Genomic DNA, 15,215 nt, shown 5'->3' with positions numbered 1-15,215 from the left:
CCCCCTTTGCGCACCCACCCCCTCACCTGCTCCCCCCCCCCCCCTCCCCGGCACGACGACGAGGGTGCCCCCCGATCGGGGGGCACCCTCGTCGTCGTGCCGGGACGGTCGGCATCCGGGCCGCGCGCGCCGGGGCGTCAGGCGTCGCGCCGCGCCTCGCCCAGGTGGAGCACCCGGACCATGTTGGTCGTGCCGGGCACCCCGGGGGGCGAACCGGCGGTGATGATCACCGTGTCGCCGGCGTTGAAGCGCTTCAGCTCCACCAGCCGCTGGTCGACCAGCTCGACCATCTCGTCCGTGGTGTTCACCAGCGGCACGACGTGCGGCTCCACGCCCCAGCTCAGCGCCAGTTGGTTGCGGGTGCCCTCGTCACTGGTGAAGGCCAGGATCGGCTGCACCGCGCGGTACCGGGACAGCCGGCGCGCGGTGTCGCCGGACTGGGTGAAGGCCACCAGGCCCTTGCCGCCCAGGAAGTCCGCGATCTCGGCGGCGGCCCGCGCCACCGAACCGCCCTGCGTCCGCGGCTTCTTGCCCGGCACCAGCGGCTGGAGGCCCTTGGAGAGCAGCTCCTGCTCGGCCGCGGTCACGATCTTCGACATGGTGCGCACCGTCTCGATCGGGTACGCGCCCACGCTGGACTCGGCGGACAGCATCACTGCGTCGGCGCCGTCCAGGATCGCGTTGGCCACGTCCGACGCCTCGGCGCGGGTCGGCCGCGAGTTGGTGATCATCGACTCCATCATCTGGGTCGCCACGATCACCGGCTTGGCGTTGCGCCGGCACATCTCGATGAGGCGCTTCTGCACCATCGGGACCTTCTCTAGCGGGTACTCGACGGCCAGGTCGCCGCGGGCGACCATCACACCGTCGAACGCCATGACGACGTCCTCCATGTTCTCCACCGCCTGCGGCTTCTCCACCTTGGCGATGACGGGGACCCGGCGGCCCTCCTCGTCCATCACCCGGTGGACGTCGCCCACGTCCTTGGCGTCCCGGACGAAGGAGAGCGCGACCAGGTCGCAGCCCATGCGCAGCGCGAAACGGAGGTCCTCGATGTCCTTCTCGGACAGCGCGGGGACGTTCACCGCCGCGCCGGGCAGGTTGATGCCCTTGTGGTCGGAGATGACACCGCCCTCGATGACGATCGTCCGCACCCGCGGACCCTCGATCTCGACGACCTTCAGCTCGACGTTGCCGTCGTTGATGAGGACCTGGTCGCCCTTGGTGACGTCACCGGGCAGACCCTTGTACGTCGTCCCGCAGATGGTGCGGTCGCCGGGCACGTCCTCGGTGGTGATGGTGAAGTCGTCACCGCGGACCAGCTCCACCGGGCCCTCGGCGAAGGTCTCCAGACGGATCTTGGGGCCCTGGAGGTCGGCCAGTACGCCGATGGCCCTGCCGGTCTCCGCGGCGGCGGCCCGGACCCGGTCGTACCGGCCCTGGTGCTCGGCGTGGGTGCCGTGGCTGAAGTTGAAGCGGGCCACGTTCATCCCGGCCTCGATCAGCGCGACGAGCTGCTCGTGGGAATCGACCGCGGGGCCGAGAGTACAGACGATTTTCGAACGGCGCATGGGGCGATCCTAACGGTTTGTTTCGCGGCGGAATATTCCGGCCGTCGGAAGATACAAAAGGGCGGGATGCCGCTCAGGTGAGATTCGACGAGTCGTTCACCAGCGCATAGGTCTGCGTCGCGATCTCCATTTCCTCGTCGGTCGGCACCACGGCCACCGCCACCCGCGCACCGGGCGGCGAGACCAGCCGCGGCCCGTCGGCCCGCGCGGCGTTCAGCACCGGGTCGACCTCCGGCCCCAGCCCCTCCAGCCCCGCCACCGCGGCCTCCCGCACCGGCGCCGCGTTCTCCCCGACACCCGCCGTGAACGCGATCGCGTCCACCCGCCCCAGCACCGCGCAGTACGCGCCGATGTACTTCTTCAGCCGGTGGACGTAGATGTCGAAGGCGAGCCGGGCCCGCTCGTCGCCCGCGTCGATCCGGCGCCGGATCTCCCGCATGTCGTTGTCACCGCACAGACCGATCAGACCGCTCCTCTTGTTGAGGAGAGTGTCGATCTCGTCGGCGGACATTCCGGCAACGCGCGTCAAATGGAAGATGACGGCCGGGTCCACGTCTCCCGACCTGGTCCCCATCACCAGCCCCTCCAGCGGCGTCAGCCCCATCGACGTGTCCACGCACCGCCCGCCCCGCACCGCCGACGCGGACGCCCCGTTGCCCAGGTGCAGCACGATCACGTTCACCTCCTCCGGCTCCCGGCCCAGCAGCCGCGCCGTCTCGCGCGAGACGTACGCGTGGGACGTGCCGTGGAAGCCGTAGCGGCGGATGCGGTACGCGTCGGCGGTCTCCCTGTCGATGGCGTACCGCGCGGCCGACTCCGGCATCGTGGTGTGGAACGCGGTGTCGAATACCGCCACCTGCGGCAGGTCCGGCCGCAGCGCCCGTGCCGTGCGGATGCCGGTCAGATTGGCCGGGTTGTGCAGCGGGGCCACCGGGATCAGGCGTTCGATCTCCGCCATCACCTCGTCGTCGACCACCGTCGGCTCGCTGAACCGGATGCCTCCGTGCACCACCCGGTGCCCGATGGCCGCCAGTTCCGGCGAGTCGATGCCCAGACCGTCCCGGTCCAGCTCCGCCGCCATGGCCTTCAGCGCGGCGTCGTGGTCCGCGACGGGTCCGTTCCACTCGCGGTCCGCACCGCCGGCCGGGGAGTGCACCAGCCGGGACGTCCCCTCCCCGATCCGCTCCACCAGACCCACCGCGAGCCGGGTCCGGTCCCGCATGTCGAGCAACTGGTACTTCACCGACGACGAGCCGGAGTTGAGGACGAGAACACGGGAGGCGCTCACCGGCCCGTCTCCTTCCCGCTCGGGGACGCCACGGCGGACGGCCGCTGCGCCTGGATCGCGGTGATGGCCACGGTGTTCACGATGTCCTGCACCAGCGCCCCCCGCGACAGGTCGTTGACGGGTTTGCGGAGCCCCTGCAGCACCGGTCCCACCGCGACCGCCCCGGCCGAACGCTGCACCGCCTTGTACGTGTTGTTCCCGGTGTTCAGGTCCGGGAAGATCAGCACACTGGCCTGGCCCGCCACCTCCGAACCGGGCAGCTTGGTCGCGGCGACCGACGGCTCGACCGCGGCGTCGTACTGGATCGGCCCCTCGATCCGCAGATCCGGACGCCGGGCCCGCACCAGCTCGGTGGCGGCGCGCACCTTGTCCACGTCCGCGCCCGAGCCGGAGGTCCCGGTCGAGTACGACAGCATCGCGATCCGCGGCTCCACCCCGAACCGCGCCGCCGTGGCCGCCGACTGGGCCGCGATGTCCGCGAGCTGCTCCGCGTCCGGGTCCGGGTTGACCGCGCAGTCCCCGTACACCAGGACCTTGTCGGCCAGGCACATGAAGAACACCGACGAGACGATCTCCGCATCCGGCTTCGTCTTGATGATCTCGAAGGCCGGCCGGATGGTCGCCGCCGTGGAGTGCGCCGAGCCCGACACCATGCCGTCGGCCAGGCCCTCCTCCACCATCAGCGTGCCGAAGTAGTTCACGTCCGACACCACGTCGTAGGCCAGCTCCACGGTCACCCCCCGGTGCGCCCGCAGTGCCGCGTACCGCTCGGCGAAGGAGTCGCGCAGCTCCGAGACGGCCGGATCGATCAGTCGCGCCTCGCCCAGGTCGATCCCGAGGTCGGCCGCCTTCTTGCGAATCTGCTCCATCGGGCCGAGCAGCGTCAGCTCGCACACCCCCCGGCGCAGCAGCACCTCCGCGGCCCGCAGCACCCGCTCCTCCGTTCCCTCCGGCAGGACGACCCGGCGCAGGTCGGACCGCGCCTGCTCCAGCAACTGGTGCTCGAACATCATCGGCGTGACCCGGTCACCGCTGGGCGCGGAGACCCGGCGCCGCAGGTCGGCGGTGTCGACGTAGCGCTCGAAGACCCCGAGCGCGGTCTCCGCCTTGCGCGGGGTGGCGGCGTTCAGCTTGCCCTCCAGCGAGAACAGCCGCTCGGCCGTCGGGAAGCTGTTGGCGGGCACCGAGAGCACCGGGGTCCCCGGGGCGAGACGGTCGGCCAGGGTGAGGATCCGGTCACCGGGGACCTCGTCCAGGGTGAGCAGCACGCCCGCTATCGGCGGCGTGCCCGCGCTGTGCGCGGCCAGCGCCCCGACCACCAGGTCCGCGCGGTCACCGGGCATCACCACCAGACAGCCGGGGGTCAGCGCGGCCAGCAGGTTCGGCAGCATGGCGCCGCCGAACACGAAGTCCAGCGCGTCCCGCGAGAGCCCGGAGTCGTCGCCCAGCACCACCCGGGCACCGAGGGCGTGCACGATCTGCGACACGGTCGGCGCCGCCAGCGCGGGCTCGTCGGGCAGCACCCAGCACGGCACCGGCAGCCTGCCCGCGAGCCGTTCCTCGATCAGGTCGCGGTCCTCGCGCGCCACCCGGTTGGTCACCATGGCGAGCACGTCGCAGCCCAGCCCGTCGAAGGCGCGGAACGCGTTGCGGGTCTCCGCCAGCACCGATTCCGCGGACTGCCTGCGGCCCCCCACCACCGGGATCACCGACGCGCCGAACTCGTTGGCGAGCCGGGCGTTCAGCGACAGCTCGTCGGGGAGCTGGGTGTCCGCGTAGTCCGTGCCCAGGACCAGGACGACGTCGTAGTCGCGGGCGACCAGGTGGAAACGGTCGACCAGCGCCGACACCAGCTCGTCCGTGCCCTGTTCGGCCTGCAGAGCGGACGCCTCGTGGTAGTCCAGGCCGTACAGCGTGGCCGGGTCCTGGGCGAGCCGGTAGCGGGCGCGCAGCAGCTCGAACAGCCGGTCCGGTCCGTCGTGGACCAGGGGACGGAAGACGCCCACCCGGTCCACCTGGCGGGTCAGGAGCTCCATGACCCCCAGCTCGACGACCTGGCGGCCGTCACCGCGGTCGATGCCGGTCACGTACACGCTGCGCGTCACGCGTGCTCTCCGTTTCCTGTGGTGCGTCCGGTGTGTTCCCGGGCCGGTCCGGCCCGTGCGGGAGTCAGGGGCGACCGTCGGCGCCAGAATCGCCAAAAATCGCCCCTACGGGTCAGGGGAACCCTCTTGACAATACCCTCGGGTGTAGGTACGACGCCCGTCAATGTAGCGTCGCCACTGTTACCCGGAACGTGGAACAATCGGCACCGGTTCACCGGCGTCGACAGCGAGCAGGAGACACAGCACGATGCGTATCGGAGTTCTGACCGCAGGCGGCGACTGCCCTGGCCTGAACGCAGTGATCCGGTCGGTCGTGCACCGAGCGGTGGACAACTACGGCGACGAGGTCATCGGCTTCGAGGACGGCTACGCCGGTCTGCTCGACGGCCACTACCGCAGCCTCGACCTCAACGCCGTCAGCGGCATCCTGGCCCGCGGCGGCACCATCCTCGGCTCGTCGCGCCTGGAGCGCGACCGGCTGCGAGAGGCCTGCGACAACGCGGGCGACATGATCCAGAGCTTCGGCATCGACGCCCTCATCCCGATCGGCGGCGAGGGCACCCTGACGGCGGCCCGGATGCTGTCCGACGCGGGCCTCCCGGTCGTCGGCGTGCCCAAGACCATCGACAACGACATCTCCTCCACCGACCGCACCTTCGGCTTCGACACGGCCGTCGGCGTGGCGACGGAGGCGATGGACCGCCTCAAGACCACCGCCGAGTCCCACCAGCGCGTCATGGTCGTCGAGGTCATGGGCCGGCACGCCGGATGGATCGCCCTGGAGTCCGGCATGGCCGCCGGCGCGCACGGCATCTGCCTGCCCGAGCGCGCCTTCGACCCCGCCGACCTGGTCAAGATGGTCGAGGCGCGCTTCGCCCGTGGCAAGCGGTTCGCCGTGGTCTGCGTCGCCGAGGGCGCCCACCCCGCCGCCGGCACCATGGACTACGGCAAGGGCGAGATCGACAAGTTCGGCCACGAGCGCTTCCAGGGCATCGGCACGGCCCTGGCGCACGAACTGGAGAAGCGGCTCGGCAAGGAGGCCAAGCCGGTCATCCTCGGCCACGTCCAGCGCGGCGGTACGCCGACCGCGTACGACAGGGTGCTCGCCACGCGCTTCGGCTGGCACGCCGTGGAGGCCGCGCACCGGGGCGAGTTCGGGCAGATGACCGCCCTGCGCGGCACCGACGTGGTCATGGTCCCGCTCGCGGAGGCCGTCACTGAGCTGAAGACGGTCCCGAAGGACCGCATGGACGAGGCGGAGTCGGTCTTCTAGGGTCTTTCGTTTGGATCGGGCCGGATCAGGGAGCGGGGTCCGACGCCGTGCGTCGCGAGGCGGAGGAGGGAGTCGGGGCGGAGCCCCGGCGACCGACGACAACGCGGCGAGGTGCGGTGCCGGACCCCGCGAGCCCGACATGATCCAAACGAGAGGCCCTGGACCCATCGGATCCGACGGGACCCGTCGGTTCCACGTCGCGCGGTGTCCGCCGCGCCGTCGGCGACGCGCAGGCGCGCACGCCGTCGGCGCGGCGGTTCCGTTCTCCGGGGGCGGGACCCTGGGTACCCAAAAATCCGTGAACAGTCGGCGGCCTAGTGTGCACGTCGCGCTCAAACGAGCGAATCCAGAACATCACCAGGGCCAGTGTTCACGCATTTAAAACCACCACACCCCCCACGCACCGTTCCGCCCCCCGGCCTTCACGCCGAGGGCCACGGGGCGCGGCCCGTTCCCTCGCCTGGTTCGGGGACTCCGACCTGGACCGGGAGGACCACGATGCCGGTTCGCGGGCTCTCCGGACCGCACCGATGTGAGCGCCCGTCACTTTCGTGAGCACTGTTCGCAAATGTGAGCACCGCGCGCACCGACATCCCCGGCCATGGGGAGGGAGCACGGCCCGCATCGGTGAGCGCTGTTCGCATCACAGAGCATCGCTCACTTCGCAGAGCACCGCTCACTCTGCGGAGCGCCGCTCACGTCCTCGATCACTGTTCGCGTCGCAGAGCGGTGCTCTCGCTGGTGAGCACCGTGCCTGTCCGCGTGTACCGCGCGCCGTCAGATGGCGCGAGCGGTGCTCTCGCTGGTGAGCAGCGTGCGCGTTTGCGGGCACTGTCCGCCGACGCGAGCACCCTTCGCATCCGTGAGCAACACCCCAATCCGTGGGCAACGCCTCCATACGTGAGCAACGCCCCGATGTGCTAACGCTGTTCGGTGCCTCGGTGCCTCGGTGCCTCGGTGCCTCGGTGCCTCGGTGCCTCGGTGCCTCGGTGCCTCGGTGCCTCGGTGTGCGCGGGTACCGGGGGGCGGAGGGGCTTGGCTGGGTGCGGGTTGCCGGGTGCGGGTGCGGGTGCGGGCGCACGGGGGTGTGGGGGTGCTTCGGTGTGCGCGCTGGGGATCCGGTGGTCAGGGGTGGTGGTCGACCGCTGCCCAGAAGTGCTCCACGATCCGGTCGAGGAAATCGCGTGCCGCGGTGTCTTCGCCGGTGCCCGTGGCGCCGCTCCCGTCCGCGTGAGGGTCGGTGCCGCCGTGGGCGTAACCGTCGTGCCCGGGGCCGGGGCCGGAGCCGCGGCCGGAGTGGGTGGCGGGGGCGGATGCCAGGTGGGACCGGTAGTCGCGGTGCAGGACCTGGAGGACGTTCTCCAGGACCCGCCGGTCCACCGGCACCAGCTTGGCGATCGGGCGGACGCCGCCCTGCCAGCGGGTGGTGACGGCGCCGTGCAGCAGTTCGGCGAGGCGTTCCTCGCGGCCCATGACGGTCACCAGGCAGGACGTCTCCAGGCCGAGCACCTCGGCGAGGGCGGCCGACTGGCGGTCCGTGCCGCGCCACTCGCCGGCCTCCTCCATCCGGAGGTAGGCGGAGAGGCCGAGTCCGACGGCGCGTGCCACGTCCTCCGGTTCCAGGCCGTGGGCGAGCCGGTGCTCCCGCAGGGTGCGGGGACGGCCGGTCAGTTCCTCGGGTGAGCACCACAGCACGCCCGCGAGCGCGGTCAGTTCCGGGTTCTCGGGGGAGGCGGTGCCCCGTTCCCAGGCGATCACGTGCTCGGGGGTCACGTGGGGCAGCCCGTACGACACCCGCATGCCGTGGGCGACGTGCTCGGGCCCCATGCCGAGTCCGGCACGAAGCCGCCGGGCGGCCAGGGCGTTGAACGGAAGTCCGGACCGGCCGGACGGAGCTGTGGGTCGGCGCACGGCCCTCACCGTAGGCGTACCGGACGCGGTTGACCACAGGCTGTTCAACTGGGGAGACGGATCGTAGGAAGCTATGGTCCGGTCCGTGAACCCCCGTTCACCCGGGGGTCACCGGGCGGGCGTCCAGCGGTAGACGAGTTCCGGGCGTCCGACGTGACCGTACTGGGGGTGGCGGGCGGCCCGGCCGGTGGTGACGAGGTGCTCCAGATAGCGGCGGGCGGTGATGCGGGAGATCCCGGCCCTCTCCCCGAGACCGTTGGCGGTCAGGCCGTCGGGGGCAGCGCGCAGGGCGGTGGTCACCCGTTCCAGGGTGGGGGCGCTGAGCCCCTTGGGCAGGGCCGCCGGGGCGGGGACGCGCAGCGCGGCCAGGGCCCGGTCGACCTCCTCCTGGCAGCCGGCCTCCCCGGCGGCGGCCCGGAACTCCGCGTAGCGCACCAGCCGGTCGCGCAGGGTGGCGAAGGTGAACGGCTTCAGGACGTACTGGACCACGCCCAGCGACACGCCCTCCCTGACGACGGCCAGGTCGCGGGCCGAGGTGACCGCTATGACGTCCGCGCGGTGCCCGGCGGCGCGCAGGGACCGCGCGAGCCGCAGCCCGTGGACGTCGGGCAGGTGCAGGTCGAGGAGCAGCAGGTCCACCGGTTCGCGTTCCAGCACCCGGCGGGCCTCCGCCCCCGTGCGGGCGGTGCCCACCGCCGTGAACCCGGGTATCCGGGAGACGTACAGGACATGGGCGTCGGCGGCGACGGGATCGTCCTCGACGACCAGGACCCGGATGGGCCGTTCGCCGGTCATACGGCGCTCCCGTCCGGTGCGTCGAGGCCACGGGGGGCATCGGGACCGTGGGGGACTTCGGGGGAGGAGAGGGGGAGGCGGGCCTCGAAGTGGGCGCCGTCGTCGGACGACGTCACCGTCAGGGAGCCGCCGTGGCGCCGTACCGCCTGGCGGACCAGGGCCAGGCCCAGCCCCCGGCCCCGGCCGCCGGGAGCGGGCGGTTTCGTGGAGAAGCCCCGTCGGAACAGCAGTTCCGTGCGGGCGGGGTCGACGCCGGGGCCGGTGTCGGACACCCGGAGGACGAGTTCGGCCGGGCCGTCCGGGGTGGTGTCCGTGTAGGCGGCCACCGTCACCCGGGGGTCGGGCGCGCCCCGCGCCGCGTCCACGGCGTTGTCGATCAGGTTGCCGAGGACGGTGACCAGGTCCCGGGCCGGGAGGGTGCGGGGCAGCAGTCCGTCGTCGAGTCGGCCGCGGGGGGAGACGACGAGTTCGACGCCGTGCTCGTTGGCCTGTGCCGTCTTGCCCAGCAGCAGGGCCGCCAGGACGGGTTCGCCGACCGCCGCCACGACCTGGTCGGTGAGGGCCTGGGCGAGTTCCAGTTCGGCGGTGGCGAACTCCACCGCCTCCCGGGGACGGCCCAGTTCGATCAGCGAGACGACGGTGTGCAGCCGGTTGGCGGCCTCGTGCGCCTGGGAGCGCAGTGCCTGGACGAATCCGCGCTCGGAGTCCAGTTCGCCCATGAGCGACTGGAGTTCGGTCACGTCCCGTAAGGTCACCACCGTGCCGCGGCGCTCGCCGCCGGAGACCGGTGAGGTGTTGACGACCAGCACCCGGTCCGCGGTCAGGTGCACCTCGTCGGTCCGGGGCTCCGGGGAGAGCAGCGCGTCGGTGAGCGGCGCGGGCAGCCCGAGTTCCGCGACGGGGGTGCCCACCGCGTCGGCGTGGAGCCCGAGGAGTTCCCGGCCGCCGTCGTTGACCAGGGCGACGCGGTACCGCCCGTCCAGCATGAGCAGCCCCTCCCGTACGGCGTGCAGCGCCGCCTGATGGTAGTCGTGCATCCGGCTGAGCTGGTCGGCGTTCATGCCGTGGGTGTGCCGCCGCAGCCGGGAGTTGACCACATGGGTGCCGACGGCGCCGAGCAGCAGGGCCACGCCCGCGACCTGGAGCAGGGTGGTGAGCTCGGCGCGCGCGAGCCTGCTGATCTCCTCCACCCGGATGCCGGCGCTGACCAGCCCGACGACCCGGCCGTCGTCCTCGACGGGCACCACGGCGCGCACCGACGGCCCGAGGGTTCCGGTGTAGGTCTCGGTGAACGCCTCGCCCCCGCGCGCGCGGGCGGTGTGGCCGCGGAAGGGGCGGCCGATCTGCCCGGGGTCGGGATGGGTCCAGCGGATGCCGTCCGGGTCCATGACCGTCACGAAGTCGACCCCGGTGTCCCGGGTGACCCGCAGCGCGTACGGCTGGAGCCGTGCCGTCGGATCGTCCGTGCGGATCGCCTCCAGGACGGAGGGGGAGTCGGCCACGGCCGAGGCCACGGCCCTGGCCTGCCGTCCGGCCGCGGCCTCGGCCTGCCCCTGGTCGTGGAGGTGGGCGAAGAGCGCGTATCCGGCGACGACGACGGCGAGCAGCACGGCCTGCACGGCGAAGAGCTGCCCCGCGAGGCTGCGGGGGCGGGGGACGGTCAGCGGCATGACCGTCAGTGTGACCGGTCGGAGTCCGTGAACTAAATGAACGCAAGGGTGACCGCGTCGCGCGGGTCCGGGACAGTCGGCGCATCCCCGTTCCCCGCCCGGCGCGGACGCGGACGGGGTGATGCCGACGACGTCATCGAGGAGGGGGCCGACGTGACCAGCGCTGCCGGTACGGCACCCCCGCGGTCCCGCCCGGACCGCGCCCGCCGGGACCGCACCCGCTACCTGTATCCGGCGGTGATCGCCGCGGTGGCCGCGGGTGTCGCGGTGGGGCTGCTGGCGCCGGGGTTCGCGGTGGAGCTGAAGCCGGTCGGCACGGGCTTCGTCAATCTGATCAGGATGATGATCCCGCCGGTCATCTTCTGCACGATCGTGCTGGGCGTCGGTTCGGTCCGCAGGGCCGCCAGAGTGGGTGCGGTCGGCGGGATCGCGCTGGCGTACTTCCTGGTGATGTCGCTGGTCGCGCTCTCCGTCGGGCTGCTGGTCGGCAACCTCCTGGGGCCCGGTCCGGAGCTGGCCGTCACGGACGCGGTGAGGGCGACGGGGCAGGCCCAGATCGACGGCGGGGCGGAGGACGCGACGGGGTTCCTGCTCGGTGTGGTGCCGGCCACGATGGTCTCCGCCTTCACCGAGGGGGAGGTGCTCCAGACGCTGCTGGTCGCGCTGCTCTGCGGGTTCGCCCTGCAGGCGATGGGTCCGGCGGGGCGGCCGGTGCTGCGCGGTGTGGAGCACGTGCAGCGGCTGGTCTTCCGCGTCCTCGCGATGATCATGTGGGCGGCGCCGGTCGGGGCGTTCGGCGCGATGGCCGCCGTCACCGGGTCGGCGGGACCCGACGCGCTCAGGAGCCTGGCGATGCTGATGCTGGTCTTCTACCTCACCTGCGCGCTGTTCTCGGTGGTGGTGCTGGGGGCGCTGCTGCGCCTGGTCGCCGGGGTCAGTGTGATCGCGCTGTTCCGGTACCTGGGGCGGGAGTTCCTGCTGATCCTGTCGACCTCGTCGTCGGAGTCGGCGCTGCCGCGGCTGATCGCGAAGATGGAGCACCTGGGGGTGAGCAGGCCGGTGGTCGGCATCACCGTTCCGACGGGCTACTCCTTCAACCTGGACGGCACCATGATCTACATGACCATGGCGTCGCTGTTCATCGCGGAGGCGACGGGGATCCCGTTGGCGCTGGGCGAGCAGATCCCGCTGCTGCTGTTCCTGCTGGTGGCGTCGAAGGGGGCGGCCGGGGTGACGGGGGCGGGGCTGGCGACGCTGGCGGGCGGCCTCCAGTCGCACAGGCCCGCGCTGGTGGACGGCGTCGGCCTGATCGTGGGCATCGACCGGTTCATGAGCGAGGCCCGTGCGCTGACCAACTTCGCGGGCAACGCCGTGGCGACGGTGCTGGTCGGCACGTGGACCCGGGAGATCGACCGGGACCGGGTGGACGAGGTGCTCGCGGGCCGGATCCCGTTCGACGAGACGACCCTCCTCGACGACGCCCCCGGGAGCGGCGCCGACGGGGACGGCGCCGACGCGGGCGCGCCGGGTGCGGTCGGCGTCGCGGACGGCAGCGGACCGCCCCGGCAGGGCGGCGGTCCGGACGACGGGAGGAACGGGAGGACGGACACCGGGAGCGGCGCCGGGAGGGAGCGGTTCCCGACGTGATCCCGGTGCCATGAAGCCCCGGGCGGCCCGGACCCCCCCCGTTACGCGGCCGCCCGGTCCGGGCCCGCCCGTGTCTCCCCCGGCACGGGCGGGCCCTCTTCCCTTGCGGGCACCGGAGCGCGCCCGCGCGGATCCCCGCCGACCGGTTCGGGACACAAAAAATCCCCTGGGCAATGGCGCCCGGGGGATTTCGCGGCGTATATTCGATGGCTCATGACTTCACAGGAAAGAAGTCATGGAGAAGTCCTTCGAGTGCAGCTTATGCGAGCGGGAGTGGAATTGTCAAACACCGAGGAGCCGGACGAGGAATTGCGGCACGAGCAGGAATTCGTCGACGGACTGTACGCCCGCGTGGACGCCCTGCGCGATGACGCCGAGACCTCCGTCACCGACGCGCTGGCCCAGGGCAACACCCCCATGCAGGCCCGGCTGGAACGGGACATCCTGGTCACGGAGCGCTCCGGGCTGCTGGCCGCGCTGAACGCCGTGGACGGCTCGCTCTGCTTCGGCCGGATCGACCTCGCCTCCGGCGAGGCCCACCACATCGGCCGCATCGGCCTGCGCGCCGCCGACGCCGACCGCACCCCGGTGCTGATCGACTGGCGGGCCGAGGTCGCCCGGCCGTTCTACCTGGCCACCGGCCACACCCCGATGGGCCTGCGCCGCCGCCGGCACATCACCAGCGAGGGCCGCCGGGTGACGGCACTGCACGACGAGATCCTCGACCTCGGCGACCGGACGCGCACCGGGCACGAGGACCCCAGCGGCGACGCGGTGCTGCTGGCCGCGCTGGACTCGGCGCGCACCGGCCGCATGGGCGACATCGTGCGGACCATCCAGGCGGACCAGGACCGCATCATCCGGGCCCCGCACCGCGGCGTCCTCGTCGTCGAGGGCGGCCCCGGCACCGGCAAGACGGCGGTGGCCCTGCACCGGGCCGCCTACCTCCTCTACGAGCACCGGGAGCTGCTGGCGCGGCGCGCCGTGCTCGTCGTCGGCCCCAACCCGGCCTTCCTCGGCTACATCGGGGAGGTGCTGCCCTCCCTCGGGGAGACAGGGGTGCTGCTGGCCACCGTGGGCGAGCTGTTCCCCGGGGTGCGGGCCACGGGGACGGACACCCCGGAGGCGGCGGCGGTCAAGGGCGGGGCCGCGATGGCGGACGTCCTCGCGGCGGCCGTCCGGGCCCGGCAGGCGCTGCCCGACCCGGTCGTGGCGATCGAGCACGACCGCGAGGTGCTGATGCTCGACGACGGCCTGGTCCGGGTCGCCCGCGACCGTGCCCGCGCCGCGAGGCTGCCGCACAACGCGGCCCGGGAGTACTTCGAGGGCCATGTCCTGAACACGCTGACCGATATGGTCGCGGAGCGGATCGGCACCGACCCCTACGACGGGTCGAGCCTGCTCGACGACGCCGACATCACCCAGATCCGTGACGACCTCGCGGAGAACCCGGAGGTCCGGGCCGCCGTCGACCGGCTCTGGCCCCGGCTGACGCCGCAGCGGCTGGTCGCGGACCTGCTGGCGGCGCCGGAGGGGTTCCTGTCCGCCGAGGACGCCGCAGCCGTGCGCCGCCCGGTCACCCGGCACTGGACCGCGGCGGACGTGCCGCTGCTGGACGAGGCGGCCGAACTGCTCGGCGTGGACGACCGGATCGCCCGCGACCGGGCCGACCGCGAGCGCCGCGAGCAGATCGCCTACGCCCAGGGCGTCCTGGACGTGTCGTACGCGTCGCGGACGTACGAGTTCGAGGACGTGGACGACGAGGACGCCGAGGTGCTGCTGGCGCACGACATCATCGACGCCGAGCGGTTCGCGGAACGCCAGGAGGAGGAGGACCACCGCAGCGCCGCCGAGCGCGCGGCGGCCGACCGCACCTGGGCGTTCGGGCACATCATCGTGGACGAGGCGCAGGAGCTGTCCCCGATGGCCTGGCGGCTGCTGATGCGGCGCTGCCCGACGCGTTCGATGACCCTCGTGGGCGATCCGGCGCAGACCGCCGAGGCGGCGGGGGTCGGCTCGTGGGCGAAGATCCTGGCGCCCTATGTCGGCGACCGCTGGAAGCACACCCGGCTGGCCGTCAACTACCGCACCCCGGCGGAGGTGATGGAGCTGGCGGCGGCCGTGGCCCGGGCCGGGGACCCGGGGTTCGTCCCGCCCGCCTCGGTGCGTTCCACGGGAGTACGGCCGTGGGTCCGCGCCGCCCGGGACCTGCCGGCGGCCGTGGCCGGGGCGGTCCGGGAGCTGACCCCGGACGAGGGCCGGCTCGCGGTGATCGCGCCGCGCGAGCTGCACGGGGCGCTGGCCGCCCGGCTGGACGGGGTGACGGCGGGCGCCGAGCCGGATCTGACGCGGCGGGTCGTGCTGCTGGACCCGCGCCAGGCCAAGGGGCTGGAGTTCGACTCGGTGCTGGTCGTCGAACCGGCCCGCTACGGCACCAGCGACCTCTACGTCGCCCTCACCCGGGCCACCCGGCACCTCGGCGTCCTGCACACGGGGGAGCTGCCGGAGGGTCTCGCCGGGGAGGGGCTCGCCCGGGAGGAGTGACCCGGGGCCGGATGCGCCGGGCCGGAACCGGAGCGGGACCGGCCCGGCGCGGGCTCCCCCGCGGGAGGGGCGCCGACCGGTGCGCCCCGGCGCCGGGGTCTTCCGTTTGGATCGGGCCGGACCCCGCGAGCCCGGCGTGATCCGGACGAGAGGCGCTAGCTGGGCTCCTCCCGGAGGCGGAACCAGTAGAAGCCGTGGCCCGCGAGGGTCAGCGGATAGGGGAGCGGCCCGACGGCGGGGAAGCGGACGCCGCCGAGGAGTTCGACCGGGCGGCGGCCCCGGAAGTCACCGAGATCCACCTCCGTGGGCTGGGCGAAGCGGGAGAAGTTGTGGACGCAGAGGACGAGGTCGTCGTCGTGCCGGCGGAGGAAGGCGAGGACGGCGGGGTTGGTGGAGGGGAGTTCGGTGTAG

At 72.8% G+C, this 15,215-nt stretch carries 10 protein-coding genes; 3 read left to right on the top strand and 7 right to left on the bottom strand.

The window, feature by feature from the left end; translation table 11 throughout:
* Positions 1-137 precede the first annotated feature (137 nt).
* From pyk to pta, 3 genes are all read right to left on the bottom strand, one after another.
* Positions 138-1,571, bottom strand: coding sequence for a pyruvate kinase (pyk, locus tag ACZ7LB_RS12835; protein ID WP_471467655.1), 1,434 nt, complete (start codon positions 1,569-1,571; stop codon positions 138-140).
* A 73-nt stretch (positions 1,572-1,644) separates the two neighbouring features.
* A complete protein-coding gene (locus ACZ7LB_RS12830; protein WP_471467653.1) occupies positions 1,645-2,859 on the bottom strand; it encodes an acetate kinase in 1,215 nt (404 codons plus the stop codon).
* Positions 2,856-4,964, bottom strand: coding sequence for a phosphate acetyltransferase (gene pta / locus ACZ7LB_RS12825; RefSeq protein WP_471467651.1), 2,109 nt, complete (start codon positions 4,962-4,964; stop codon positions 2,856-2,858). The genes ACZ7LB_RS12830 and pta overlap by 4 nt, the downstream gene beginning before the upstream one ends.
* Before the next feature lie 247 nt (positions 4,965-5,211).
* On the opposite strand from pta, the gene ACZ7LB_RS12820 reads away from it, so the two are divergent.
* Positions 5,212-6,237 carry an ATP-dependent 6-phosphofructokinase gene (locus tag ACZ7LB_RS12820; protein ID WP_471467649.1) on the top strand — a complete coding sequence of 342 codons (1,026 nt, stop codon included), beginning with the start codon at positions 5,212-5,214 and terminating at the stop codon, positions 6,235-6,237.
* Between the two features lie 1,125 nt (positions 6,238-7,362).
* Here ACZ7LB_RS12820 and ACZ7LB_RS12815 read toward each other — a convergent pair.
* The 3 genes from ACZ7LB_RS12815 to ACZ7LB_RS12805 all read right to left on the bottom strand — a co-directional run bounded on the left by ACZ7LB_RS12815 (position 7,363) and on the right by ACZ7LB_RS12805 (position 10,613).
* On the bottom strand, positions 7,363-8,157 hold the full coding sequence (locus tag ACZ7LB_RS12815; RefSeq protein WP_471468006.1) for a helix-turn-helix domain-containing protein: 795 nt from the start codon (positions 8,155-8,157) through the stop codon (positions 7,363-7,365).
* 99 nt (positions 8,158-8,256) lie between these two features.
* Positions 8,257-8,943 carry a response regulator gene (locus ACZ7LB_RS12810; RefSeq protein WP_471467647.1) on the bottom strand — a complete coding sequence of 229 codons (687 nt, stop codon included), beginning with the start codon at positions 8,941-8,943 and terminating at the stop codon, positions 8,257-8,259.
* Complete coding sequence (locus tag ACZ7LB_RS12805; RefSeq protein ID WP_471467645.1) at positions 8,940-10,613, bottom strand: sensor histidine kinase; 1,674 nt, start codon at positions 10,611-10,613, stop codon at positions 8,940-8,942. Before ACZ7LB_RS12805 ends, ACZ7LB_RS12810 begins: the two co-directional genes overlap by 4 nt.
* 153 nt (positions 10,614-10,766) lie before the next feature.
* Between ACZ7LB_RS12805 and ACZ7LB_RS12800 the strand changes: the two genes are divergently transcribed.
* On the top strand, positions 10,767-12,260 hold the full coding sequence (locus tag ACZ7LB_RS12800) for a cation:dicarboxylate symporter family transporter (RefSeq protein WP_471467643.1): 1,494 nt from the start codon (positions 10,767-10,769) through the stop codon (positions 12,258-12,260).
* A gap of 261 nt (positions 12,261-12,521) precedes the next feature.
* A complete protein-coding gene (locus ACZ7LB_RS12795) occupies positions 12,522-14,804 on the top strand; it encodes a HelD family protein (RefSeq protein WP_471468004.1) in 2,283 nt (760 codons plus the stop codon).
* A 155-nt stretch (positions 14,805-14,959) separates the two neighbouring features.
* Here the strand turns inward: ACZ7LB_RS12795 and ACZ7LB_RS12790 are convergent.
* The coding region (locus tag ACZ7LB_RS12790) for an alpha-glucosidase C-terminal domain-containing protein (protein WP_471467641.1) at positions 14,960-15,215 on the bottom strand (256 nt) is incomplete at its 5' end.

It is taken from the genome of Streptomyces sp. NPDC107521, assembly GCF_055598485.1.
The sequence above is the reverse complement of the archived record's forward strand: the minus strand, read 5'-3'. Positions and strand labels throughout refer to the sequence as shown.

What these genes read in the sequence shown, in the direction of transcription:
- pyk (WP_471467655.1), bottom strand. Translation starts at nt 1,571, where the DNA reads ATGCGCCGTTCGAAAATCGTCTGTACTCTCGGCCCCGCGGTCGATTCC.
- ACZ7LB_RS12820 (WP_471467649.1), top strand. Translation starts at nt 5,212, where the DNA reads ATGCGTATCGGAGTTCTGACCGCAGGCGGCGACTGCCCTGGCCTGAAC.
- ACZ7LB_RS12810 (WP_471467647.1), bottom strand. Translation starts at nt 8,943, where the DNA reads ATGACCGGCGAACGGCCCATCCGGGTCCTGGTCGTCGAGGACGATCCC.
- ACZ7LB_RS12805 (WP_471467645.1), bottom strand. Translation starts at nt 10,613, where the DNA reads ATGCCGCTGACCGTCCCCCGCCCCCGCAGCCTCGCGGGGCAGCTCTTC.
- ACZ7LB_RS12795 (WP_471468004.1), top strand. Translation starts at nt 12,522, where the DNA reads ATGCGAGCGGGAGTGGAATTGTCAAACACCGAGGAGCCGGACGAGGAA.